The following is a 25,111-nucleotide window of genomic DNA, read 5'->3' as shown; positions in this document are numbered from 1 at the left end:
GCATCACCGTGACATCGACCATCGCCCCCCGCTTCAGGACCCTCCTGCTGCTGTTCCTCGCCGTCACCGGAGCGCTCCTGGAGGGCGCCGCGCCCGCCTCCGCGCACGCCGCGCTGACCGGGAGCAACCCGACGCAGGGATCGGTGGTCGACAAGGCGCCCGCCCAGGTCTCGCTCACCTTCTCCGAACAGGTCTCGCTGAACGACGAATCGCTCCAGGTGCTCGATCCCAAGGGCGGGCGGGTCGACGCCGGAGGCGCGAGCGACCTGGGCGGCGACACCTACGGCCTGAAGCTGCGCCCGGGGCTGCCCGATGGCACGTACACCGTCACCTACCAAGTGGTGTCCGCGGACAGCCACCCCGTCTCGGGCGCCTTCACCTTCTCCGTCGGCGCTCCCTCGCAGACCTCCGTCGCGCTGTCCGGCCAGGCGGTGGGGGGCGGCCTGGTGGGCTTCCTCTACGGAGCCGCGCGCTACTTGTCGTACGCCGGATACATCCTGCTCGTCGGCGGAGCCGCCTTCGTGCTGGCCTGCTGGCAGCGCGGCTCGGGCATCCGGCCGGTACAGCGGCTCGTGGTCTGCGGCTGGCTCACGCTCACCGCCTCCACACTCGCCCTGCTGCTCCTGCGCGGTTCGTACGTGGGGTCCGGCAAGGCCGGCGACATCTTCGACCTGACCCTGCTCGGCGAGGTGCTGCAGACCAAATCGGGTGCGGCACTGGTGTCGAGACTGCTGCTGCTCGCCGCGGCGGCGCTGTTCATCGCCGTGCTCTTCGGCGCGTACGCCAGACGCGACGAGGACGAACGCACGGCCGGAGCGAACACCGGGAGCGGAGAGCCGACCGAGGAGACGGACACCGGCGCCATGGACGCCGGCGCCACGGACACCCCTGCCACGGACACAGAGGACCCGGACGCCGAGGCCGGTCACCTGGCCGCGGAGAAGAACGACCTCACCTTCGGGCTCGCCGTCGGCGGCTCGGTCGTCGCGGCCGGCCTCGCCGCGACCTGGGCCATGGCCGAGCACGCCTCCACCGGCGTCCAGCCGGGTATCGCGATGCCCGTCGACGTCCTGCACCTGCTGGCCGTCGCCGTCTGGCTCGGCGGTCTGTCGACGCTGGTGGTCGCCCTGTTCCGGGCTCCGGCACAGACACCCGTCGAGGCGACGACCGTCCGCCGCTTCTCCCGCCTCGCGTTCGGCGCCGTCCTCGTGGTGGTCGCGACCGGGATCTACCAGTCGTGGCGCCAGCTCGGCTCCTGGTCGGCGCTCACCGACACGTCGTACGGACAGCTGCTGCTCGTCAAGGTCGGTCTGGTGGCCGTCCTCGTGGGCATCGCGTGGATCTCGCGACGCTGGACCGCCCAGCTGTCCGAGGTGACGGACCCCGAGGCCGCCGCCGTCCTCGTGGAGCAGCGCTCCGAGCTGAGGACGCCCGCCACCGTCCCCGCCGACTCCCGACGCGCCGCCCAGCTCGCCCGGCAGCAGGCCGCCGTTGACTCCACGCGCGACAAGCGGGTCCGTGACGCCGACCCGCACCGCTCGGGCCTGCGGCGCTCGGTGCTCGCCGAGGCGGGGGTCGCGGTCGTCCTGCTCGCGGTCACGACCGCGCTGACGGCCACCGAACCGGGACGTACGGCGGAGGCGGCCCGGCAGGCCACCGCGTCCGCCGCACAGCGCTCCGGACCGCTGTCCCTGAAGATGCCGTTCGACACGGGCGGCGAGGACGGCAAGGGCACGGTGGAGGTCACCCTCGACCCGGCCCGTGTCGGCGGCAACCAGATGCACGTCTTCGTGCTCCGGCCGAACGGCAAGGCCTTCGACGTCCCCGAGGTGAAGGTCGCCTTCACTCTCACCGCGAAGAACGTCGGCCCGCTGCCCGTGACCCCCGACCGGGTCGCCACCGGACACTGGGCGGCGAGCGGGGTGCAGATCCCCATGGCGGGCGACTGGAAGATCGCGGTGACCGTGCGCACCTCCGACATCGACCAGGCCACCGTGAACAAGAACGCGCAGATCGGCTGAACCTGACCATGGCTGACCAGTCCACCCCGGGGACCTCCGCCCCCTCCGCCCGAAAGGCCCCGTCCCCCGAGGCGTCCACCGGCACCGCGTCGCCGGGCGACGCCCCGCGGGGAGTCATGTCACGGCGCCGGCTGCTCGGTACCGCCGGCGCCACCGGGCTCACCCTCGGAGCGGCGGGGGCAGCCGTGGGGTACGCGGCGGCACCCTCCCCCGCCAAGACCGTCCCGCTGACCTCCGTCGGCGCGGACATGGCAATGTTTCACGGGAAACATCAGCCGGGCATCACCACCGCCCTCCAGGCCCGCGGCCACCTCGTCGCCTTCGACCTGACGGCGGGCGCGGGCCGCAGGGAGGCCGCCGCCCTGCTGCGCCGCTGGTCGGTGACGGCCCAGCGGCTGATGGCGGGCGAGGCCGCGGCCCACGAGGACACGGACGTCGCGCGCGACGCCGGCCCGTCGTCCCTCACCGTCACCTTCGGCTTCGGACACAGCTTCTTCGCGCGTACGGGCCTGGAGAAGCAGCGGCCGGTCGCCCTGGACCCGCTGCCCGACTTCTCCTCCGACCACCTCGACAAGGCGCGCAGCGACGGCGACCTGTGGGTGCAGATCGGGGCGAACGACGCCCTCGTCGCCTTCCACGCCCTGCGCGCGATCCAGAAGGACGCGGGCGCCGCGGCGCGGGTGCGCTGGCAGATGAACGGCTTCAACCGCTCGCCGGGCGCCACCGCCGCGCCGATGACCGCCCGCAACCTGATGGGCCAGATCGACGGCACCCGCAATCCGAAGCCCTCCGAGCCCGACTTCGACGGACGGATCTTCGTCCCCGCCTCCGGCGCCCCGGAGTGGATGGCGAACGGCTCCTACGCCGTCGTACGCCGGATCCGCATGCTCCTCGACGACTGGGAGAAGCTCTCGGGCAAGGCCCAGGAGGACGTCATCGGGCGGAAGAAGTCCACGGGGGCGGCGTTGAGCGGCGGCACCGAGTCCACCGCGATGGACCTGGACAAGACCGACGCCGACGGCAACCTGGTCGTGCCGATCAACGCGCACGCGCGCATCACCCGGCCCGACCAGAACGGAGGCGCCGCGATGCTGCGCCGTCCGTTCTCCTTCCATGACGGCATCGATGCCGAGGGGACGCCCGACGCCGGTCTGCTCTTCGTGTGCTGGCAGGCCGATCCGGTGCGTGGTTTCGTTCCCGTCCAGCGCAAACTCGACCGCGGCGACGCGCTCTCGGAGTTCATCCGCCACGAGTCGAGCGGCCTCTTCGCGGTGCCGGGCGGCGCGGCGGAGGGGGAGTACGTGGGGCAGCGGTTGCTGGAGGGGTGACGAGGCCGTCCTGTGGCGGACTCCACGAGGGCCCGTCGGCCGACGGACCCTATGGCGCTCCGTACCTGACGGGCTCGGGGCCGATGCGGGGCCGGGCTCCAGACAACTCGGGGCGGGGCTCCGTACCGGGCTCCGGGCGGGGGCTCCGGGCCGACGCGGGAGCGGGCTCCGCGCGGACGCGGCCCAGGGCTCCGTACCGTGTTCCGTACCGCGGTACCGGGCTCCGTATCGGGCCGGTGGCGGGGGTCCGCGGGCGGCGGACGGGTCGGGCGCGGCCCATTAGGGTGACGGTATGTCGGCGACGCGCTACACCTATCTCGGCCCCGAGGGTACGTTCACCGAGGCCGCCCTTCGCACGCTTCCCGAGGCCGCGACGCGGGAGCTGGTTCCCATGGTGTCCGTCCCGGCCGCGCTCGACGCGGTACGCGGTGGCCAGGCCGCGGGCGCCCTCGTCCCGATCGAGAACTCCGTCGAGGGCGGTGTCACCGCCACCCTCGACGAGCTGGCCAAGGGCGACCAGCTGATGATCTACCGCGAGGTCGTGCTGCCGATCGCCTTCGCCCTGCTGGTCAGGCCCGGCACGGCGCTGAAGGACGTCAAGACGGTCACCGGACACCCGGTGGCTCAGCCGCAGGTACGCAACTGGCTCGCCGCGCATCTGCCGGACGCCGTCTGGGAGTCGGCGGCCTCGAACGCGGACGGCGCCCGGCTGGTCCAGGAGGGCCGCTTCGACGCGGCCTTCGCGGGCGAGTTCGCCGCGGCCACGTACGGCCTCGAACCGCTGGTGACCGAGATCCACGACGCGGCGAACGCCGAGACCCGCTTCGTGCTGGTCGGCCGCCCGGCCCGGCCCGCCGCACCGACCGGCGCCGACAAGACCTCCGTGGTCATCTGGCTCGGCGACGACCACCCCGGAGCGCTGCTCGAACTGCTCCAGGAATTCGCCGTGCGCGGAGTCAACCTGATGCGGATCGAGTCCCGCCCGACCGGCCAGGGAATCGGCAATTACTGCTTCTCGGTCGACGCCGAGGGGCACATCACCGACCGCCGGGTGGGCGAGGCGTTGATGGGTCTCAAGCGGATCTGTCCCCAGGTGCGCTTTCTCGGTTCCTATCCCCGGGCCGGCGTCGCCCTGGAGGACGTACGGCCGCTGCGGCCCGGAACGTCGGACCACGAGTTCTCCGCGGCCTCGGACTGGCTCGCGCGCTGCGCCGACGGCCGGTTCTGAACGGCGGGTCCACACCCGTCCGAGCGTTTCCCGCAGGTCCCACCTGCCGATTTTCGCCATCCACAGGGTTATCCACAGGCACGCTTACCGACCTGGGGACAAGTCGACAACGAAGCGCTACATCATCGACAAATCGGCTACTCGACCCAAGTCCGTCCACACCCTCGCACGTCCCTCTTCGTCTACCCTTTTCCATTGATCAACCCGATGGAGCGAATCATTTACACCCGAAAGTGGCTGTACGGAGGGTTTGAACCGGGAATTCCACGGCCACCGAAGAGGTATCGGAATGATCTATTCCGACATCCACAGATCTTCCACACACCCTGTGGATAACCGGCGGAGAGGGCCACACCCTGTGGACAACCCGCTCCGCAAGTGCCGCCCCCCGCAAGGAAATCCGGTCAACCGGTGAAGCGCCGCCTGCCCCGTTCCGGGGAGTAGGCCCCTTTTCCTTGACGTCGCTCGATGATCAAGAGATGCGATCCGGCATTTCACTCATACCGTGACAGCGGTCCCGCTCTGGAATATCGGGTCGTTGGCCGGAAGTCCGCACCGGTAGCCTTGAGGGGTGATTGACCTTCGCCTGCTCCGTGAGGACCCCGACCGTGTTCGCGCCTCCCAGCGCGCCCGTGGAGAGGATGTCGCGCTCGTCGACTCCCTCCTCTCCGCCGACGAGCGGCGCAGGTCGTCCGGCGTCCGCTTCGACGAGCTGCGTTCCGAGCAGAAGTCGCTCGGCAAACTGATCCCCAAGGCCACCCCGGACGAGCGCGCCGAGCTGCTGAAGAAGGCCGAGCAGCTCAAGACCGACGTCAAGGCCGCCGAGGCCGAGCAGAACGACGCGGACGAAGAGACCAAGCGGCTCCTCCTCCAGCTCGGCAACCTGGTGCACCCCGACGTCCCGGTCGGCGGCGAGGAGGACTTCGTCGTCCTGGAGACGCACGGGACCATCCGCGACTTCGCCGCCGAGGGCTTCGAGCCCAAGGACCACCTGGAACTCGGCGAGGCTCTCGGCGCCATCGACGTCGAGCGCGGCGCCAAGGTGTCCGGCTCGCGCTTCTACTACCTGACCGGTGTCGGCGCGCTCCTGGAGCTCGCCCTCGTCAACGCGGCGATCGCCCAGGCCACCGAGGCCGGCTTCACGCCGATGCTGACCCCGGCCCTGGTGCGCCCGCGCGCCATGGAGGGCACCGGTTTCCTCGGCCAGGCCGCGGAGAACGTGTACCACCTGGAGAAGGACGACTACTACCTGGTCGGCACCTCCGAGGTCCCTCTCGCCGCTTACCACATGGACGAGATCCTCGACGCCGACAAGCTGCCGATGCGCTACGCCGGCTTCTCGCCGTGCTTCCGCCGCGAGGCCGGCACGTACGGCAAGGACACCCGCGGCATCTTCCGCGTACACCAGTTCGACAAGGTCGAGATGTTCTCGTACGTCGACCCCGCGGACGCCGAGAACGAGCACCAGCGGCTCCTCGAATGGGAGAAGCAGTGGCTGACCGGCCTCGAACTGCCCTTCCAGGTGATCGACGTGGCCAGCGGCGACCTGGGCTCCTCGGCCTCCCGCAAGTTCGACTGCGAGGCGTGGATCCCGACCCAGGGCAAGTACCGCGAGCTGACCTCGGCCTCCAACTGCAACGGCTTCCAGGCCCGCCGCCTGTCGGTCCGTATGCGCGACGGCAAGAAGGTCCAGCCGCTCGCCACACTGAACGGCACGCTGTGCGCCGTCCCGCGCACGATCGTCGCGATCCTGGAGAACCACCAGCTCGCCGACGGTTCGGTGAGGGTTCCCGAGGTGCTGCGCCCCTACCTGGGCGGCCGTGAGGTTCTGGAGCCGATCTCCAAGTGACCAGCACCACCGGTTCGACGGGAGCGTCCGGGGCCACGGCGCCTGGGGCGTTCCCGTACAAGCTCGTCGCGACCGATCTCGACGGGACGCTGCTGCGTTCCGACGAGACGGTCTCGGCCCGCACACGTGACGCGCTCGCCGCGGTGACCGAAGCGGGCGCGGCCCACATCGTCGTCACCGGGCGCGCGGTGCCCTGGACGCGGCACGTCCTCGACGAGCTCGGCTATCAGGGTCTCGCGGTCTGCGGTCAGGGCGCGCAGGTCTACGACGCGGGGGAGCACCGGCTCCTCACCTCGGTGACCCTGGACCGGCAGCTGGCCGGTCTGGCGCTCGCCAAGATCGAGGCGGAGGTCGGACCGCTGCTGCTGGCCGCGAGCCGCGACGGGCTCGACGGCGACGTGCTGGTCGGCCCCGGCTACCGCAGGCTGGAGGGTGCGCTGCCGGTCGTCCCGCTCAAGGACGCGGCGGACCTGTGGTCGGCCCCTCTGAACAAGGTGTACGTCCAGCATCCGGCGCTTTCCGACGACGAGCTCGCGGCCGTGGCCGTGAAGGTCGCGGGCGGACTCGTCGGTGTCACGATGGCGGGCCCGGGCGTGGTGGAACTGCTCCCGCTCGGCCTCTCCAAGGCGACGGGGCTGTCCCTGGCGGCCCGGCGCCTGGGCCTCAAGGCCGCGGACACCATCGCCTTCGGCGACATGCCGAACGATCTCCCGATGTTCGCCTGGGCCGCCCACGGGGTGGCCATGGCCAACGCCCACGCCGATCTCAAGGCGATCGCGGACGAGGTGACGACCTCAAACGAGGAGGACGGGATCGCGGTCGTGCTGGAGCGGTTGCTGACGCGTCCGTAGCGGCGGTCACCGCGAGCGGGTCCGCCATATCCCGGTGGCCTCGCCGTGACGGCCTTGCGGTCGGCGGTCGGCAGTCGGCAGTCGGCAGTCGGCAGTCGGCAGTCGGCAGTCGGATGAGAACGTCTTGCGGAGGATGCGCGGATCGAACGCGCGCGGGGTTTCACCCCCGACCACGGCTTAGCAAGCCGGTGCCTTTCCACTCGGCCAATCCTCCGGGTGGGCGGCCCGCGCGTGACGCGCGCTCGAAGCGGCCGCCCCGGGCAACTCCCCCTGCGAGCGGGTTCGACGGAGGTAGTGACTACTCCGGAACCCGCCGCGGGCTGCCCTGTCGGGAGCTCGACGAACTGCTCCTGATGAACATCGTCGCGCTCCTCTCCCAGACCGTGACGCCGGCTCGATGCGGCGGCGTGAACACAACCACTGTGCCCGTACGCCGACTTGTGCGCCACTGATTAAAACGCGCGTCCCCGGGGGCTCACTTGCGGCGCCATCTGCGCTGGCGCCCCTTGCTGAAGAACCACCCCGCGGGCGGCTCGTCCGAGCGCCAGGGCTGTGGATCGGGGCCCGACTCACGCCATCGGGCGGCGAGCATGCGCGCGCGGGCCGACGGTTCGGTCGTCTCCGCGGACCGTACGAAGTTCTCGTCGAGGACGAGGTCGTCCCACGGCTCCCCCGCCGTGTCCCCCGGCTCGTCACCGGAGCCGTTCCCGGCCTGTTCCCGGCCGCCGCCTCCCGGTTCCTCGGTCGCCATCCCCGTTCCTCCCGGCCGTGCGTCCCCGTTTCGCCCAGTGTGCCCGGACAGGGGTGAAGCCGCTGTCAAAAAAAGGGGGCTCCCCACGCGCGTGCCCGTGCCGGAACACCGCGCGCGGGGAGCCCTCGCTCACTCCTCGCCGACCAGCTTCAGCGACCGCAGCCGCTGCCCCGCGTACCAGGTGGCGAGGACGGTGACCACGATCAGCAGGACCGTCGCGGTCGGCAGGCTCACGTCCGAGGTGACGATGTCGCCGCCGGTCACCTTGTGGCCCACCGCGAGCGCCCACTGCTGGACGCTGAGCGTGCGCGCGCCGGACACCAGGGACCCGAACAGGGCTTCCCAGACGAGTGCGTAGACGAGTCCGAAGACCACGGCGTGCCGGGTCACGGTCCCGAGGAGCAGGAACATCGCGGCGTAGGCGATCGAGGCGACCAGGGCGGCCACGGTGTAGGCGACGGCGATCTGCTGGCCGTTGCCGTTGAGGATCATGCCCGCGATGAAGGTCGGCACCGCCGAGAAGGCCATGGTGACGGCGATCGCGACGATCAGCTTGGTGAAGATGATCGTGGGCCGCTTCAGGGGCTTGGCCAGCAGATACACCACCGAGCCGTCGTCGATCTCGGGTCCGATCGCTCCCGTGCCGGCGATGACGCCGATGATCGGCACCATCGTGGCGAGGGCGAACCCGCCGAGCAGGTCCGAGGCCACCTGGTCGTCGGCTCCGGAGAAACTCCGGACGGCCAGGGAGATCACGATGAGCAGGACGGGCAGGACGCCGAGGATGAGGGCCCGTCGGCGGCCGAGCAGGCCCCGGTAAGTGAGCCGGGCGACTGTGGGGTCGTACATCTTCGGCCTCCTACGCCGCGACAAGATACGAGAAGACGGATTCCAGCGACTCGTCGGACGGCGACACCGTCAGCAGCCGGATGCCGTGCTCGCGCGCGACCTTCGGCAACAGGGTGGTGAACCGGCCGAAGTCGACGGCCTGGATGCGCAACGCGCCTTCGGCGAGGTCGACTTCGATGCCGGACGTCGACGGGTCGGCGATGAGTGCGGCGGCCAGGGCCCGGTCGTCGCTGGAGCGGACCAGGTAGCGGTGCGGGCGGTCGGTCATCAGCCGGCGGATGCGCCGGAAGTCACCGCTCGCCGCGTGCCGTCCGGCGACGATCACCTCGATGTGGGCGGCGAGTTGCTCCACCTCTTCGAGGATGTGGGACGAGAACAGCACGGTGCGGCCCTCGTCGCCCATGCGGCGCAGCAGATCCATGAGCTGCATGCGCTGGCGCGGGTCCATGCCGTTGAACGGCTCGTCGAGGAGCAGCAGCGAGGGGTCGTGGACCAGCGCGGACGCCATCTTCACGCGCTGGCGCATGCCCTTGGAGTACGTGGAGATCTTGCGGTCCTGCGCGTACTGCATCTCGACGGTGGCGAGGGCCCGGTCGGCGGCCTTCGCGCCGAGGCCGTGCAGCTCGGAGTTGGCGAGGACGAATTCACGTCCGGTGAGGAAGTCGTACATCGCCTCGCGCTCGGGGACGATGCCGATGTGCCGGTAGATGTCCTCGTTGCGCCAGGTCGGCCGGCCGTCGAGGGTGACGGTGCCCGTGGAGGGGGCGAGGAAGCCGCCCATCATGTTGATGAGGGTGGACTTTCCGGCGCCGTTCGGGCCGAGCAGTCCGGTGACGCCGGGGCCGATCGTCATCGTGATGTCGTTGACCGCCACCACGTTGCCGAACCAGCGTGAGACGTGGTCGATGTTGAGCGTGGTCACAGCCCGACCTTTCGGTAGCGGCGCATCAGAAGGCCGTAGCAGCCCGCGATGAGACCCAGGACGACGATGAGGTAGACGGCGCCCTGCCCGGACGAGGGGCCCACCTCGCCGGGGAAGGCGGAGGAGGCGCCGAGGAAGGCCGTCTGCACTCCGTCGATGAGCGTGATCGGCGAGAAGAGCCCGAGCCACGGGACGGCTCCGCTGCTGGAGCGCTCGAAGGCGATGGCCTGGACGGTGGAGACCGCGCCGTAGGAGATGGTCAGGGCGGCGATGACGGCCGCGATGCCGAAGCCGCGGCGCGGGGTGATCGCCGAGATCACCAGGCCGATACCCGCGAAGAGCAGCGAGAGCAGCGCCACGGAGAGCAGCCCCTGTCCGAAGCCCTTGCTCTGGTCGGAGAAGTCGAGCTTGGCCAGCAGCGCGCCCACATAGAGCACGATCAGCGGGGCGGCCGTGAGGATGAACAGAGCCGAGGCCAGGGCCGCGTACTTGGCGCGTACGTAGTCGGCGGTCTCGATGGGGCGGGAGAAGTACAGCGGGATGGTCTTGAAACGCAGGTCCCGGGAGACCGCCTGGGGGCCCTGCGAGGCGACGTACAGGCCGATGACCGCCTGCATGATCACCGCGTAGCGCGTGTAGTCGACGGGCAGGTCCTTCGCCTTGGTGGCGACCGCGACGGCCACCATGATCAGTGCGGGGACGCACATCACCACGAAGAGCAGCATCGGCAGGACCTTGGACTTGACCGAGCGGCCGAGTCCGTAGGCGCCGCGCAGGGACTGCGAGTAGAGGGAGCGGCGGGCGTAGGCGCGACCCAGGCGCGGGCCGTCGTAGGTGCGGTAGCCGATGTTGTGGATACGGGTCTGCTCACCCTGCTGGGTGAGGGGGTGCTCAACCGCCATGGCCGACCGCCTCCTTCCGCTGGTCGTCGCTCTCGGTGAAGACCTCGGCGATGTGGTGTCTGCGCTGTTCCATGCGGACCAGCCCGAGGCCGAGGTCGGCGACCACGTCGCGGACGAGGTCGTAGGTGTCCTCGCTCTCGGTGGTGAGCAGCAGGATGTGTCCGGCCCCCGGCAGTCCGCCGCCGTCGTGGGTCTCGATCCCGCGCGCGTGGAGCACCTCGCGGACCGCGCCCGTGCCGTCCGGGTGTCGGTCGCTGTCGGTGACCTCGATGGCGAGGGTGGTGGTGGTCTTGGTGAAGTCCGTGGTGGAGCTGGAGCGCAGCAGCTTGCCGCCGTCGACGACCACGACGTGGTCGCAGGTGCGTTCCAGTTCGCCCAGGAGGTGCGAGGTGACCAGGACCGAGATGCCGAAGTCCGTGTGGATGCGGCGGATCAGTCCGAGCATGTCGTCGCGGCCGACCGGGTCCAGGCCGTTGGTCGGTTCGTCCAGGAAGACCAGCTGGGGGTCGTGGACGAGGGCCTGCGCGAGTTTGACGCGCTGCTTCATGCCCGTCGAGTAGCCGCCGATGGGGCGGTAGCGCTCCTCGTACAGACCGACGTGGCGCAGGGTGTCCGCGGTGCGCTCGCGGGCCGCGGCCGGCGGCAGCCCGGACATCCGTGCCATGTGGACGACGAACTCGGTGGCCGAGACGTCGGGCGGCAGGCAGTCGTGCTCGGGCATGTACCCGACCCGCTCGCGGATGGCGGCGCCCTCGGTGGCGACGTCGAGGCCGAGCACGTGTGCGCGGCCCTCGGTGGCGGGGGACAGACCCAGCAGAATCTTGATCAGTGTGGACTTGCCGGCTCCGTTGGCTCCGACGAGTCCGGTCACACCGGGCCCGACGTCCACGGAGAGCCGGTCAAGAGCGGTCACCCGGGGGTACCGCTTGCTCAGGCTTTCGGTCGCGATCACAGTCACGATTCGAAGGTAGTGGCGCAGACCACAGAGGTCGTCAGCCCACGGAGGTGGATCCGCGTCAGCCTCCAGTCGTACGGGCCCGTAGGGGTCACCCTCAGGTACGGCTCCCGCGGGGCAGACCGGGCCCCTCCGGGTCGGTTGTCCACAGGCTCCCACGGTCCTATTGACGCAGCCTCTAACAACTGTCACATTCGCCAGTGTCACGTTACGGGCACGTACCGCAGTCGGTGCGGACAGGGTGGGGCGGTGGCATGACGACGGCAGTGGCAGGCGAACTCTCCGCGGAACTGCGGGGGTTCAGAGAGGTGCAGCGCCTCGCGTACGAGTGCGCGGAAGCGGTCGCGGCACAGCTGAAGCCCGGCGTCACCGAGCGCGAGGCGGCCCGCATGCAGCGCCGGTGGCTGCGTGAGCGCGGGGTGCGGGACTGGTTCCATCTGCCGTTCGCCTGGTTCGGTGACCGCACGGCCTTCGTCGGCTTCCGGATCCCGCTGCAGTTCTTCCCCACCGACCGCCGGCTCGAACCGGGGATGCCGTTCATCCTCGACATGGCTCCCGTGTACAAGGGCTTCACCGCGGACATCGGCTATTCGGGCTCGCTCGGCCTGAACCCCGTGCAGGACAAGCTGCTGGCCGATCTGGAGGCGCACCGCGAGCTGATCCTGCGCGAGGTGCGCGAGCGGCGGTCCCTGCGCGAGATCTACGAGGACGTCGACCGGCTCATGACCCGCCAGGGCTATGCCAACCGGCACCGCGCGTATCCGTTCGGCGTGATCGCGCACAAGGTGGACCGGGTGGCGGAGCGGTCCTGGTCGCCGCGTCTGTTCGGGTTCGGCGTCCAGGCCCTGAAGGGGCTGGCGAGCGACGCGCTGCACGGCCACCGGGAGGGCTGGTCCCCCCTGTGGTCTCCATACACCTTCTCCGACCACCCTCCCCGGCCGGGGCTGTGAGCGGTCGAACCGCACCTCGGTTTCCGGGGTACGGGCGCGAAGTTCGAGGAACTCCTGGTCGTCACGGACTCCCGGGACCCCGGACAGAGCGCGTTCTGGCTCGACGACGATCTGCCGCATGTGCGGCGCTGGGCGGAGGACAAGTGAGTCTCGTGGGCGCGCGCGAGCGCCGGGTGCGGACGGGCGGGGTCGAGCTGTGTGTCGCCGAACTGGGTGACGACAGGCAGCCGACCGTGGTGCTCGTGCACGGCTATCCGGACTCCAAGGAGGTGTGGTCCGAGGTCGCCGTGCGGCTCGCCGACCGCTTCCATGTCGTGCTGTACGACGTGCGGGGGCACGGCCGGTCGACGGCACCGCGGCCCCTGCGCGGCGGTTTCACGCTGGAGAAGCTGACCGACGACTTCCTGGCGGTGATCGACGCGGTCAGTCCCGGTAGGCCGGTGCACCTCGTGGGCCACGACTGGGGTTCGGTGCAGTCGTGGGAGTTCGTCACGGTCGCCCGGACGGAGGGCCGGATCGCGTCCTTCACGTCGATGTCCGGTCCGTCCCTCGACCACTTCGGCCACTGGATCAAGCGGCGGGTGCGGCGGCCCACGCCCCGAAGGGTCGGCCAGCTCCTCGGGCAGGGCGCCAAGTCCTGGTACGTATACATGCTGCACACGCCGGTGCTGCCCGAGCTGGCCTGGCGCGGTCCCCTGGGCAAGCGGTGGCCGAAGATCCTCCAGCGGCTCGAGAAGGTGCCCGCGGGCGACTACCCGACCCCGTCACTGCCTTCCGACGCGGCGCACGGCGCGTGGCTCTACCGCGACAACGTGCGGTCCCGGCTCGGCCGCCCTCGCGAGGACGCGTACGCGCACGCGCCCGTGCAGCTCATCACGCCCCTGGGAGACGCCTTTCTCTCCGAGCGGCTCTATGACGAACTGGAGAAGTGGGCCCCCGATTCGGTGCGCCGCACGCTCCAGGCCAAACACTGGGTCCCGCGGACGCGCCCCGACCAGCTGGCCGACTGGATAGCGGGGTTCGTGACGGCCAACGAGGGCCGTGAGGCCGGCGTTCCCGCGCCCGAGCCAGTGGCCTCCGGCAGGTACGCGGACCGGTTCGGCGGGCAGCTCGTGCTGGTCACCGGTGCCGGCAGCGGCATCGGGCGGGCCACCGCGTTCGCGTTCGCCGAGGCCGGCGCGCGGGTGGTGGCCGTCGACCGGGACGCGGAGGCCGCGGCCCGCACGGCGGAGATGTCCCGGCTGATCGGCTCGCCCGAGGCCTGGGCGGAGACGGTCGACGTCAGCGACGAACAGGCCATGGAGAAGCTCGCCGACAAGGTCGCCGCCGAGTACGGCGTGGTGGACGTGCTGGTGAACAACGCCGGTATCGGTCTCTCCGGCTCCTTCTTCGACACCACGGCGGAGGACTGGAAGAAGGTCCTCGACGTCAATCTGTGGGGTGTGATCCACGGCTGCCGGCTCTTCGGGAAGCAGATGGCCGAGCGCGGGCAGGGCGGCCACATCGTCAACACCGCGTCGGCGGCGGCGTACCAGCCCTCGAAGGCGCTGCCCGCCTACAGCACCTCCAAGGCGGCCGTGCTGATGCTCAGCGAGTGTCTGCGCGCGGAGCTGGCCGGGAAGGACATCGGTGTCTCGGCGGTCTGCCCCGGCTTCGTCAACACGAACATCACCGCGACCGCGCGTTTCGCCGGGGTCGACGCGGCCGAGGAGAAGCGGCGCCAGAAGAAGTCGGCGCGGCTCTACGGACTGCGCAACTACCCGCCGGAGAAGGTCGCCGACGCGATCCTGCGCGCGGTCGTCCGCAACGAGGCGGTGGTTCCGGTGACCCCGGAAGCGCGCGGCGCCCACCTCCTGCACCGCTTCGCGCCCCGGGCGCTGCGCGCGATCGCCCGCATGGAGCCGCCCTTGTGAGCACACGACGGGGCGGCCGGGAGGAGCTCCGCGCGGGCATACCGCGCTCTCCGCGGCGGTCGTACCATCCGTCGCAGGAAAGTTCACCGCTCAGAACCGTCGCGTATCCGGCCCTGTTCACCCACGGCGCGGGCGGGGGCGATCGGGCGGGCGGCGGCCTCTCAGGGCCCGGGGGCGGGAGGGCAGGAGAGATGAGCGACGAGTCGGGCGGTGTCGCGTACCGCATCGAGGACCTGGCACACCGCAGTGGCGCCACGGTCCGGACGATCCGCGCCTATCAGGACCGCGGACTGCTGCCCCGCCCCGAGCGGCGCGGGCGCGCCAACGTGTACGCGGACGCCCATCTGGCGCGCCTGCGGCAGATCGCCGACCTCCTGGACCGCGGCTACACACTGGCCTCGATCAAGGAACTCCTGGAGGCCTGGGACGCGGGCCGGGGCCTGGGCGGGATACTCGGCCTGGTCGCGGAGGTCGACGGGCCGTGGACCGACGAGGAGGCCGCCCGGATCTCCCGGACCGAGCTGGTGGAGCGGTTCGGCGGTCGTCCCGACGACGCGGCGGTGGCGGAAGCGGTGGAGCTGGGCGTGCTGGAGCCCGTTCCGGGGGACGAGGACACCTTCCTCGTCCCGAGCCCTCAAGAACTTTCCGCGGCGGTCGAGTTGTACAACTCCGGTGTTCCGCTGTCCGCGATCGCCTGTCATCTGAGGGAGTTGAGGGGGCAGGTCGAGCACATCGCCTCCCGTTTCCTCGAGTTCACCACGGAGCACGTCTTCGCTCGGTATCTGGGGGATCGTCCGCCGAGCGACGCGGAGGCGGCCGAGGCGGCCTCGCTCGTACGGCGGCTGCGACCGCTCGCGCAGCAGACGGTGGACGCCGAACTGGCACGGGCGATGCGGCTGTTCGCCACGCGACACCTGAGCCGGCACCTCGCGGCGGGACAGATCCCGATGGAGCCGGAGGGTGCGCGTCCGGTGGAGGTGGCCGCCGGGACAATGCGGGCCGTGGAGCGCCTGGTCGGGGTGGAGCACGCGGCGGCGTTCGTGACGGCCGCCACCGAACGGGAGCTACAGGCACGTACGTTGGACCGGCTGGCCGCAAACAGCCCCCATCACATCATTGTTGACGAAGTACCTTAAACGGCACACGCGTTGTCCACAGATTCGCCAATTCGCCTGTGGATAACAACACTTGGCTGTGGATCAAACCTCCGAACCAAAATCAAATGCGTGATCCGTCTCTCGCCAGGCACCCTGGGCGGATGAAGGAAAACACCGATGAACAGCCGCACGAGCGGCCGCGTGACCGACCGCGGGGCCGAACGGGGGACCTGGCGCACGAGCGGACGGATGATCGGACGGAAAGACGGGCTGATGAACAGATGGACGAAAAACGCACCGTGAAGGTGTCGAAGTACCTCTCGAAGCATCTGCGCCACCAGCCCGAACGGATCGGGCTCACCCTCGGCGAGGGCGGCTGGGTCGAGATCGACGCGCTGATCTCCGCGGCCACCGCGCACGGCTTCCGGTTCACCCGCGACGAACTCGATCACGTGGTGGCCACCAACGACAAGCGGCGCTTCGCCGTGGAGGGAACCCTGATCCGGGCCAGCCAGGGCCACTCCGTCGAGGTCGACCTCGGACTGCCCCCGGCGACCCCGCCGGCGTACCTCTACCACGGGACCGTGGCCTCCAGCCTGGACGCGATCCGCGCCGAGGGCCTGAAGCCCATGAACCGGCACGACGTACACCTCTCGGCGGACCGGGAGACTGCCACCCGCGTCGGCGCCCGCCGCGGCCGCCCGGTCGTCCTCGGTGTGGACGCCGCCGCCATGCACCGTGACGGCCACGTCTTCCGGGTCAGCGCCAACGGCGTCTGGCTGGCGGAGGCCGTACCCCCGCGCTATCTGCGGTTTTCCGGTCCGCACTGATCCCGGACGCCGGTCCGCACCGATCCCGGGCGCGGGGCAGCCGGTCGGACCGCCCTGAGGCGACGACGCCCCGGCTCCGTCTACGCTCGACGCATGAGTCTGCGTCTGAGCACCGTGATCCTGCCGTACGTCCGCTGGCACGAGGGCGGGCGTTCCGCATGGCAGCGCGCGGAGCAGCTCGGCTTCCACACCGCGTTCACCTACGACCACCTCTCCTGGCGGACCTTCCGCGACGGCCCGTGGTTCGGAGCCGTGCCGACACTGACCGCGGCCGCCGCCGTCACCGACCGGCTGCGCCTCGGCACGCTCGTGACCTCGCCGAACTTCCGGCACCCGGTGACCCTCGCCAAGGATCTGATCTCCCTCGACGACATCTCGAACGGCCGGATCACGCTGGGCATCGGCGCCGGCGGCACCGGTTTCGACGCCACCGCGCTCGGACAGGACCCGTGGACCCCGCGTGAGCGCGCCGACCGCTTCGGTGAGTTCGTCCCGCTGCTCGACCGGCTCCTCACCGAGGACTCCGTCTCCTACGGCGGCAACTTCTACTCGGCGCACGAGGCCCGCAACATCCCGGGCTGTGTCCAGCGCCCCCGGCTGCCGTTCGCCGTGGCCGCCACCGGCCCGCGCGGTCTGAGGCTCGCCGCCCGTCACGGGCAGGCGTGGGTGACGACCGGCGATCCGAAGCTGTACGAGACGGGCACCCCCGAGCAGTCGGTTCAGGCCATTCGCGGACAGGTCGCCAAGCTCGCCGACGCGTGCGCCGAGATCGGCAGGGACGTGGCGGAGATCGACAAGATCCTGCTCACCGGCTTCACCCCCGACCGGGGCCACCCCCTGGAATCCCTCGACGCGTTCGTCGACTTCGCGGGCCGGTACGCCGAACTGGGCTTCACCGACATCGTGATCCACTGGCCGATCCCCGACTCGGAGTTCGCCGCCGACCCGAAGGTCTTCGAGCGGATCGCCATGGAAGCGGTGGCCCAGCTGCGCTGAACCGGGTCGCCACGCACCCGGGGCCCGGCAGGGCGGGGCGGCAGGGGTGAAGTGAGGCGGTTACCACTCAAGTGTGCGGACCGCCGCACGGCCGTGCGCATATATGCGGGAGAATGAGCCCGTGACCTCAGCGACTCGCCGGCCCGAGACCCCGGCCTCCACCGTCCCGCCCCGGCTGATCGCCACGGACCTCGACGGCACCTTGTTGCGCGACGACAAATCGGTGTCCGACCGCACGATCGCCGCCCTCGCCGCCGCCGAACAGGCCGGCATCGAGGTCTTCTTCGTCACCGGCCGCCCGGCCCGCTGGATGGACGTCGTCAGCGACCACGTCCACGGGCACGGCCTGGCCATCTGCGGCAACGGCGCCGCCGTGGTCGACCTGCACGGCGGCCCCGGCGCCCACCGCTTCGTCAAGATCCGCGAACTGACGCCCGACATCGCGCTGGACGTCATCCGGATCCTGCGTTCCGCCGCGCCCGGCACCGTGTGCGCCGTCGAGCGGACGTACGGCCTCCATCTCGAACCGGGGTACCCCCTCATGCACATGGAGCCCCCGGAGATCGTCCTGCCCGCCGAGAAACTCCTCGCCGAGGACGCGCTGGACGCCGATCAGCCGGTCCTGAAGGTGCTCGCGTACCACCCGGAGATGGACCCGGACGAGTTCCTCGCCGTCGCCCGCCCTGCCATCGGCGACCGGGCCAACGTGACCCGGTCGAGCCCCAGCGCCCTGCTGGAGATCAGCGGCCCCGGCATCTCCAAGGCCAGCACCCTCGCGCTGTGCTGCGCCGAGCGCGGTATCTCGCCCGAGGAGGTCGTCGCCTTCGGCGACATGCCGAACGACGTCGAGATGCTCACCTGGGCCGGCCGGTCGTACGCCATGGGCAACGCCCACCCCGCCGTGATCGCCGCCGCCTCCGGGCGCACGGTCGCGAACAACGAGGACGGGGTCGCGGTCGTGATCGAGCAGATCCTGGCCGCCGGCGCGTAGCCCTCCGCCGACACGGCCGAGGTCCTCCGGCACATCCGCCGGAGGACCTCGGCTAGACGACGACCCCGTGCCCGGCCAGCCATGGAACCGGGTCGATCGCCGATCCCGTCTCCGGTGTCACCCGCACCTCGAAGTGCAGATGCGGGCCGGTCGAGTTGCCGCTCGTACCCGACTGCCCGATCCACTCCCCGGTCGAGACCCGCTGCCCCTGGTCGACGGCTACGGCCGCGAGATGCGCGTACTGCGTGTAATAGCCCCCGGGGTGCTCGACCACGACCTCGATGCCGAAGGCACCGCCACAGGACACCTTCACCACCCGGCCCGCCCCGGCCGCCCGCACCGGGGTACCGATGGGCACCGCGAAGTCCTGGCCGGTGTGCCGGTGCGCCCAGTGCTCACCCCCGCTGCCGAACCCCGCGGAGAGCTCGTACGTCTCCACCGGCGCGACCCACGCCTGGGTGAGCGCCATCGGCGGCTGGTCCAGGCGGACCGCCCCACGGCAGGAGCCGGCCGCCACGGAGGCGTCCGCCCGGCTCTGCAACGCCGACCGCGCCTCGTCGAGCTTCGCCTCGATGGTCCGCTTGACCGCGGCGAGTTCCCCGGTCCGCTTCTCCAGCACAAGCCACTCGGAGCGGGCCTTCGCCTCGTCCACGGCGAGCCGGCCCTCGGCACGCCGGCTCTTCTCGACGGCACCGGCGACGGCCAGATCGGCCCGCCGCACGGCATGCTGACCACGCATCAGACCGTCGGGGTCCTTCGCGAACAGGATCTGCGCCGTGTACGGCAGTCCGCCGCCCTGCCGGTACTGGGCACGCACGATACGGCCCAGGTCCTCGTGCAGTACCGCGATCTCCTGCCGCTCCTGTACGAGCAGGCGCTCGGCCCGCTCGGCCCGGCCGCGCTGCGCCTCGGCGTCCTGCCGCCCCGTCTCGTACTGTCCGCTCGCCACGGAGGCGTCCTCGTACAGCCGCGCCACCTGGGCGCTGATGTCGAGGTCCGCGCCGTCGCCCTCGGCCTCCGCCGGCCGGGCCGCGAGAATCACGAGAGCGGACAACAGGGCCGGTACGAGGAGGGGATGGCAGCGAGATGAGCGCATGACAGCGATCGTGACCCGCGCCTCGGAGCCCGGCCCGTTCAAGGCGTACACCTGGGGGACAGGACGTCACGAATGGCTCAGCGGCACGACCGAACGGTCCCGTGCCGGCGGGGTCGCTCGCGAACGGGTCACCCGGGCATCGCACGAACAGGTCACCCGCACAAGGGGATTCAGTGCGGTACCTGCCACACCACCGTCGTACCGCCGCCGTCCTCACCGATCCCCGACCCGTACCAACTCGCGCCGCCCAGCGACTCGGCACGCCGCCTGAGGTTCTTCAGGCCGCTGCGCCGGCCGCCGTCGGGGATGCCGACGCCGTCGTCCGCGACGGCGAGGCGCACGCCCGGCCGCCCGTCCGGCAGCAGGACGTCCGCGTCGACGGAGACCTCGATCCGGGAGGCTCCCGCGTGCCGGAAGGCGTTGGAGAGGGCTTCGCGCAGCGCGGCGACGAGGTTCTTGCCGGTGAGTTCGCCGACCAGCGTGTCGACGGGGCCGGTGAAGCGGTGTCCGGGGTGGAAACCGAGAGGGACGGCAACCATGTTGATCTCTCGCAGGACACGGGTGCGCAGACCGGAGGGCGTCTCGGCGGAGCCCGGCCGGAGTGCGAAGATCGCTGTGCGGATCTCCTGGATGGTGACGTCGAGTTCGTCGACCGCCGTGCCGACGCCCCGCCGCACCTCGGGCACGTTCGACCGGCGCTGCGCGCTCTCCAGCATCATTCCGGTGGCGAACAGCCGCTGGATGACCAGGTCGTGCAGGTCACGGGCGATCCGGTCGCGGTCCTCGTACACCGCGAGCCGTTCCCGGTCGCGCCGCGACTCGGCCATCATCAGCGCCAGGGCCGCCTGCGAGGCGAACTGCGTGGCGAGGGTCCGCTCGCCCTCGGTGAACTGGCGTCCGTCGCGGGACCTCGGGGTGAGGAGGGCACCGAGGACCCGGCCGTCGCTCTGCAGCGGGAGCATCATGACGGGCCCGTAGGCCTGGGTGAGATCCGTCCGCAGGCGCGGGTCGGCGGACGCGTCCGCCAGGAACACCGGCTTCCCGTCCCGGAGTTCGGTGACCAGTTCGCTCTCCGGCGGAACGACGACGCCGAGCGCCTTCGACGGGTGGTCCGAGGCCACCGCGACGACCTCCAGGCCGCCCTCCTCCGCGGGGAGCAGTACGATCCCGGCCGCGGAGCCGGAGAGCCTGCGGGCCTGTTCGGCGACGGTCTGCAACGCGTCCTCGGCGTCGCCGCCCGCCAGCAGCGCGGTGGTGACGGCCACCGAGCCGTCGATCCAGCGCTCACGCTGCTGGGCCGCCTCGTACAGGCGGGCGTTGCCGATGGCGATACCGGCCTCGGTGGCGAGCACCCGGAGCATGTCGAGATCGTCGTTGTCGAAGGTGCCGCCGCCGCGCTTCTCCGTGAGATACAGGTTCCCGAAGATCTCCCCCTGCACCCGGATCGGCACTCCGAGGAAGCTGCGCATCGGCGGATGGCCGGCCGGGAACCCGCAGGAGCGCGGGTCGTCGGTCAGGTTCGCCAGGCGTACCGGATCGGGGTCGCGGATGAGCGCGCCCAGCAGCCCCTTGTGGCCGTCGGGCCTGCGCCCGATCCTGCGGGCGGTCTCCTCGTCCACGCCGTACTGGACGAAGTCCGCGAGACCCTCCCCGCTCTCGTCCACGACGCCGATGGCCGCGTACCGCGCGTCCGTGAGTTCCGCCGCTGTCTCGCAGATGCGGTTCAGCTTGGAGTGCGGCTCCAGCCCCGATCCGACCGACCGCACGGCCTCCAGCAGCCGCGGGACCCGTGCGTCCGGCTCGCCGGTCAGCCCTCCTGGAGCCTGGGCCGCCGCGGCCGTGCCGTCACCCGGGACGGGGGAGCGCCTCGCCGCTGACATGCCTTGAGCCTAATGAGTCCCCTTTGCCCGGGAAAGTCGGATGGGCGGCGGGAGACAGCGGACCCGACACAGCCGACACCTTCCCGGACGGCCCGCTCAGTCCACGACGCCCGTCGCCCGTGCTCCGCCCGTGCGGCGCTCAGGGCGCCGCAGCGCGCACCAGCAGATCCGCGGCGGTCTCGCGTTCGGCCATCTCCCGCAGCGGCCCCGCGACGGCCGCCAGCTCGGCGAACGCCCCGCGCTGGACCACATGTCCCCGTGCGAGCACGATCACCTCGTCCACCGCGTCGAGCCCGGCCAGCCGATGCGTGATCAGCAGGGTGGTACGGCCCTCGGTCGCGGCCAGGAGATCCGCGGTGAGCGCGTCGGCCGTCGGCAGGTCGAGGTGCTCCGCCGGTTCGTCGAGGACGAGCACGGGAAAGTCGGCGAGCAGCGCACGTGCCAGTGCGAGCCGCTGGCGCTGGCCGCCGGACAGCCGTGCCCCGTGTTCGCCGACCAGGGTGTCGAGCCCGTCGGGCAGTCCGTCCACCCAGTCCAGCAGCCGGGCTCGTCCGAGCGCGTCGCGGACCGCCGCCTCGGTCGCGTCCTTACGGGCGAGCAGCAGGTTCTCGCGCAGGGTGCTGTCGAAAAGGTGCGCGTCCTGGGCACAGAGCCCGACCAGCCGGCGCACGGCGTCCCCGTCCATCCCGCGGGCGTCCGCCCCGGCGAGCGTGTACGTCCCCGCTTCCGGGTCCAGGAACCGCAGCAGGACCTGCGCGAGCGTCGTCTTGCCGGCTCCGGACGTTCCGACCACGGCGATCCTGCGTCCCTTCTCGAGGGTCAGGTCGAGTCCGGCCAGCGCGTCCCGGTCCTGTCCGGCGTGCCGGGCCCGGAGCCCGGACACACGGAGCGGGAACGGTGTCGCGGGCGCCGGTCGCGGCTGTTCGGGCTCCCGTACGGGATCGGCGGCGTCCAGCACCTCGTACACGCGCTCGGCGCTCTTGCGCACCCGCTGCCGGTACTGAACGGCGAGCGGCAGTCCCATGACGGCCTCGAAAGCGGCCAGCGGGGTGAGGACGACGACGGCCATGAGCACGCCGTGCAGCCGCCCGGCGGCGACCGCCTGGGCGCCCACGAGAGCGGTGGCCGCGACGGTGAGTCCGGAGACGAGTGCCGTGAGCCCGTCGCCGAGGGCGGTCGCGGTGGCGGCTCGGGAAGCGATCCCCGTGAGAACGCCGTCGGCCTGCCTCGCCTCGGCGGTACGGGCGGGCAGCGCGCCCGCGACGGTCAGTTCGGCGGTCCCCGTGAGCAGATCGGCCACCTGGGTCGCCAGCGCGCCCCGTGCGGGAGCCAGCCGTCGTTCGGCGCGGCGCGCCACGGCACCGGTCACCAGGGGGACTCCGGCCCCGGCCGCCAGCAGACCGGCGGCGAGAACGGCCCCGGCTTCGGGGAGCAGCCAGGCGGTGAACCCGACGGAGGCGGCGGAGACCAGGACCGCGGCTCCGGCAGGCAGCAGCCAGCGCAGCCAGTAGTCCTGCAGGGCGTCCACGTCGGCTACGAGTCGCGACAGCAGGTCACCACGCCGGGTGGTCCGCAGCCCGGCGGGCGCGAGCCGTTCCAGACGCCGGTAGACCGCCGCCCGTGTGTCGGCCAGCATCCGCAGCACGGCGTCGTGCGAGACGAGCCGTTCCGCGTACCGGAACACCGCCCGTCCGATGCCGAACGTCCGGGTGGCCGTCACGGCCACCATCAGATAGAAGACCGGCGGCTGCTGGGAGGCCCGCGAGATGAGCCAGCCGGACGTGGCCATAAGGCCGACGGCGCTCCCGAGCGCGAGACTGCCGAGGAGCAGGGCGAGCGTGAGCGGCCCACGCCGGGGAGCCGCCATCGCCCGGACGCGGGTGAGCACGCCATCCTGGGCCCGGGACATCGTGACGAGGCCTTCGGTGTCCGCCGGGAACATGTCCTCCGGCCCGGTGCCTTGCGGCGGCTGTGTGCGCGTCGGCTGCGCGGAGCCGGAAACGCCGGTCTCTGGTGCCGGCCGCGGCGCGCCGACGACAGCGGCTTCCAGGCGGACCACCCGGTCCGCGACGTCCAGCAGGGCCGGCCGGTGCACGACCAGCAGCACGGTCCGTCCCACTGCCAGCCGCCGGACCGCCGCGACGACCTCGGCCTCGGTCGCCCCGTCGAGCGAGGCCGTCGGCTCGTCGAGCAGCAGCACGGGCCGGTCCGCGAGGAACGCCCGTGCGAGTGCCAGGCGCTGACGCTGGCCGGCCGACAGTCCGGCGCCGTCCTCACCGAGAAGCGTGTCGGCCCCGGCGGGCAGGGCGTCGACGAACCCTGCCGCACCGGCATCGACGAGAGCCCGGCGCAGCGCCGTGTCGTCGGCGTCGGGTCGCGCCAGACGTACGTTCTCGGCGATGGATCCGGCGTACAGGTGCGGCCGTTGCGGCACCCAGGCGATCCGCGAGCGCCACTCCGTGAGGTCGGCGTCGGTGAGATCGACTCCCCCGGCGCGGACTTGACCGGCGGTGGGCTCCACGAACCCGAGCAGGACGTTCAGCAGGGTCGACTTGCCCACACCGCTGGGACCGACGAGGGCGACCGTCTCACCGGGCTCGACCGTGAAGGAGACGTCCGAGACCGCGTCCGCGGAGCGCCCCGGATAGCGCACGGTGACGCCGTCGAAGGCGATCTCCCCCGCGGGCACGCGCAGCGAACCGGACCTCGGTGCCGGGGTCTCCAGCACCGCGAAGATGGCCTCGGCGGCCGCGAGCCCTTCGGCGGCGGCGTGGTACTGGGCTCCCACCTGCCGCAGCGGCAGATAGGCCTCGGGTGCCAGCACGAGGATGACGAGCCCCACGTACAGGTCCATCTCGCCCCGGACGAGCCGCATGCCGATGGTCACCGCGACCAGGGCGACCGAGATGGTGGCGAGCAGTTCCAGGGCGAAGGACGACAGGAAGGCGATCCGGAGCGTCCGCATCGTCGCCTGCCGGTACTCGCCGGTGATCTTCCGGATCGACTCGGCCTGCGCCTTGGCCCGGCCGAACACCTTGAGCGTGGGCAGCCCCGCGACCACGTCCAGGAAGTGTCCGGACAGCCGGGACAGCATCCGCCACTGGCGGTCCATGTGGCTGCGTGTGGCCCAGCCGATCAGCACCATGAACAAGGGGATGAGCGGCAGCGTGCCGACGATGATCGCCGCGGACACCCAGTCCTCGGTGACGATCCGCGCCAGCACGGCGACCGGGACCACCAGGGCGAGCCCCAACTGCGGCAGATAGCGCGAGAAGTAGTCGTCGAGCGCATCGACGCCCCGTGTCGCGAGGGCGACCAGGGAACCCGTCCGCTGGCCGCTGAGCCACCCGGGCCCGAGCGACGCGGCCTGCTCCACCAGCCGCCCCCTCAGCTCCGACTTCACCGCGGCACTCGCGCGGTGCGCGGCGAGCTCGGTGAGCCAGGCCACCAGAGCGCGCCCGAGCGCCACGACCGTCAACACGACCAGGGGGGTACGCAGTTCGGCGGCGGAGAAACCGCGCTGGAAGGCGCCGACCACCACTTCGGCGATGAGCATCGCCTGTGCGATGACCAGTGCCGCTCCGGCGACGCCCAGCCCCACGACCGCCACAAGGAAACGGCGGGTGGCTCGGGCGTACCGAAGCAGACGCGGATCGATTGGTTTCACGTGAAACACACCTTTGGCCCATCAGGCACGTTTCA

General features: G+C 71.4%; 18 protein-coding genes, 1 tRNA gene and 1 pseudogene. 11 read left to right on the top strand and 9 right to left on the bottom strand.

Going from position 1 to position 25,111, the window contains the following annotated elements:
* Positions 1–8 precede the first annotated feature (8 nt).
* The 5 genes from OG780_RS21620 to OG780_RS21600 all read left to right on the top strand — a co-directional run bounded on the left by OG780_RS21620 (position 9) and on the right by OG780_RS21600 (position 7,277).
* Positions 9–2,021, top strand: coding sequence for a copper resistance CopC/CopD family protein (locus tag OG780_RS21620; RefSeq protein WP_328450610.1), 2,013 nt, complete (start codon positions 9–11; stop codon positions 2,019–2,021).
* A gap of 8 nt (positions 2,022–2,029) precedes the next feature.
* Positions 2,030–3,349 (top strand): iron uptake transporter deferrochelatase/peroxidase subunit, encoded by a 1,320-nt coding sequence (gene efeB / locus OG780_RS21615; protein ID WP_328450608.1) that lies wholly within the window; start codon positions 2,030–2,032, stop codon positions 3,347–3,349.
* A gap of 292 nt (positions 3,350–3,641) precedes the next feature.
* On the top strand, positions 3,642–4,577 hold the full coding sequence (pheA, locus tag OG780_RS21610) for a prephenate dehydratase (RefSeq protein WP_328450606.1): 936 nt from the start codon (positions 3,642–3,644) through the stop codon (positions 4,575–4,577).
* A gap of 571 nt (positions 4,578–5,148) precedes the next feature.
* Entirely contained in the window at positions 5,149–6,426 is a 1,278-nt protein-coding gene (gene serS, locus OG780_RS21605; protein WP_328450604.1) for a serine--tRNA ligase, read from the top strand.
* The gene (locus OG780_RS21600) at positions 6,423–7,277 is read left to right on the top strand and encodes an HAD family hydrolase (RefSeq protein WP_328450602.1); all 855 of its coding nucleotides are present in this window, start codon (positions 6,423–6,425) and stop codon (positions 7,275–7,277) included. The genes serS and OG780_RS21600 overlap by 4 nt, the downstream gene beginning before the upstream one ends.
* Positions 7,278–7,404: 127 nt before the next feature.
* On the opposite strand, the gene OG780_RS21595 is transcribed toward OG780_RS21600, so the two are convergent.
* From OG780_RS21595 to OG780_RS21570, 6 genes are all read right to left on the bottom strand, one after another.
* Positions 7,405–7,491 (bottom strand) — tRNA-Ser (locus OG780_RS21595).
* Between the two features lie 261 nt (positions 7,492–7,752).
* Positions 7,753–8,028, bottom strand: a complete 276-nt coding sequence (locus tag OG780_RS21590; protein ID WP_328450600.1) for an SGM_3592 family protein — start codon at positions 8,026–8,028, stop codon at positions 7,753–7,755.
* Between the two features lie 129 nt (positions 8,029–8,157).
* Complete coding sequence (locus OG780_RS21585; protein ID WP_328450598.1) at positions 8,158–8,877, bottom strand: ABC transporter permease; 720 nt, start codon at positions 8,875–8,877, stop codon at positions 8,158–8,160.
* A 10-nt stretch (positions 8,878–8,887) separates the two neighbouring features.
* The gene (locus tag OG780_RS21580; protein WP_328450596.1) at positions 8,888–9,799 is read right to left on the bottom strand and encodes an ABC transporter ATP-binding protein; all 912 of its coding nucleotides are present in this window, start codon (positions 9,797–9,799) and stop codon (positions 8,888–8,890) included.
* The gene (locus OG780_RS21575) at positions 9,796–10,701 is read right to left on the bottom strand and encodes an ABC transporter permease (protein WP_326786813.1); all 906 of its coding nucleotides are present in this window, start codon (positions 10,699–10,701) and stop codon (positions 9,796–9,798) included. The genes OG780_RS21580 and OG780_RS21575 overlap by 4 nt, the downstream gene beginning before the upstream one ends.
* A complete protein-coding gene (locus OG780_RS21570; RefSeq protein WP_326790886.1) occupies positions 10,691–11,653 on the bottom strand; it encodes an ABC transporter ATP-binding protein in 963 nt (320 codons plus the stop codon). The genes OG780_RS21575 and OG780_RS21570 overlap by 11 nt, the downstream gene beginning before the upstream one ends.
* Before the next feature lie 257 nt (positions 11,654–11,910).
* On the opposite strand from OG780_RS21570, the pseudogene OG780_RS21565 reads away from it, so the two are divergent.
* The 6 genes and pseudogenes from OG780_RS21565 to OG780_RS21540 all read left to right on the top strand — a co-directional run bounded on the left by OG780_RS21565 (position 11,911) and on the right by OG780_RS21540 (position 18,433).
* Positions 11,911–12,753 (top strand): annotated as a pseudogene (locus OG780_RS21565) (M24 family metallopeptidase).
* A complete protein-coding gene (locus OG780_RS21560; protein ID WP_328450594.1) occupies positions 12,750–14,519 on the top strand; it encodes an SDR family oxidoreductase in 1,770 nt (589 codons plus the stop codon). Before OG780_RS21565 ends, OG780_RS21560 begins: the two are co-directional and overlap by 4 nt.
* 191 nt (positions 14,520–14,710) lie before the next feature.
* Positions 14,711–15,655, top strand: a complete 945-nt coding sequence (locus tag OG780_RS21555) for a MerR family transcriptional regulator (RefSeq protein ID WP_328450592.1) — start codon at positions 14,711–14,713, stop codon at positions 15,653–15,655.
* A 242-nt stretch (positions 15,656–15,897) separates the two neighbouring features.
* Positions 15,898–16,446 carry an RNA 2'-phosphotransferase gene (locus OG780_RS21550; RefSeq protein ID WP_328450590.1) on the top strand — a complete coding sequence of 183 codons (549 nt, stop codon included), beginning with the start codon at positions 15,898–15,900 and terminating at the stop codon, positions 16,444–16,446.
* Between the two features lie 93 nt (positions 16,447–16,539).
* Positions 16,540–17,442 carry an LLM class flavin-dependent oxidoreductase gene (locus OG780_RS21545; protein ID WP_328450588.1) on the top strand — a complete coding sequence of 301 codons (903 nt, stop codon included), beginning with the start codon at positions 16,540–16,542 and terminating at the stop codon, positions 17,440–17,442.
* A gap of 103 nt (positions 17,443–17,545) precedes the next feature.
* Positions 17,546–18,433 carry a Cof-type HAD-IIB family hydrolase gene (locus OG780_RS21540; protein ID WP_326786807.1) on the top strand — a complete coding sequence of 296 codons (888 nt, stop codon included), beginning with the start codon at positions 17,546–17,548 and terminating at the stop codon, positions 18,431–18,433.
* Positions 18,434–18,485: 52 nt separating this feature from the next.
* Here the strand turns inward: OG780_RS21540 and OG780_RS21535 are convergent, their stop codons facing one another.
* The 3 genes from OG780_RS21535 to cydD all read right to left on the bottom strand — a co-directional run bounded on the left by OG780_RS21535 (position 18,486) and on the right by cydD (position 25,076).
* On the bottom strand, positions 18,486–19,529 hold the full coding sequence (locus OG780_RS21535; protein WP_328450585.1) for a M23 family metallopeptidase: 1,044 nt from the start codon (positions 19,527–19,529) through the stop codon (positions 18,486–18,488).
* Between the two features lie 170 nt (positions 19,530–19,699).
* Positions 19,700–21,409, bottom strand: a complete 1,710-nt coding sequence (locus tag OG780_RS21530; protein WP_328450583.1) for a sensor histidine kinase — start codon at positions 21,407–21,409, stop codon at positions 19,700–19,702.
* Positions 21,410–21,548: 139 nt separating this feature from the next.
* On the bottom strand, positions 21,549–25,076 hold the full coding sequence (gene cydD / locus OG780_RS21525) for a thiol reductant ABC exporter subunit CydD (protein ID WP_443062188.1): 3,528 nt from the start codon (positions 25,074–25,076) through the stop codon (positions 21,549–21,551).
* Positions 25,077–25,111 lie beyond the last annotated feature (35 nt).

This window comes from Streptomyces sp. NBC_00386, assembly GCF_036063235.1.
Classification (GTDB): domain Bacteria; phylum Actinomycetota; class Actinomycetes; order Streptomycetales; family Streptomycetaceae; genus Streptomyces.
This window is presented reverse-complemented; position numbering and strand designations above follow the sequence as displayed.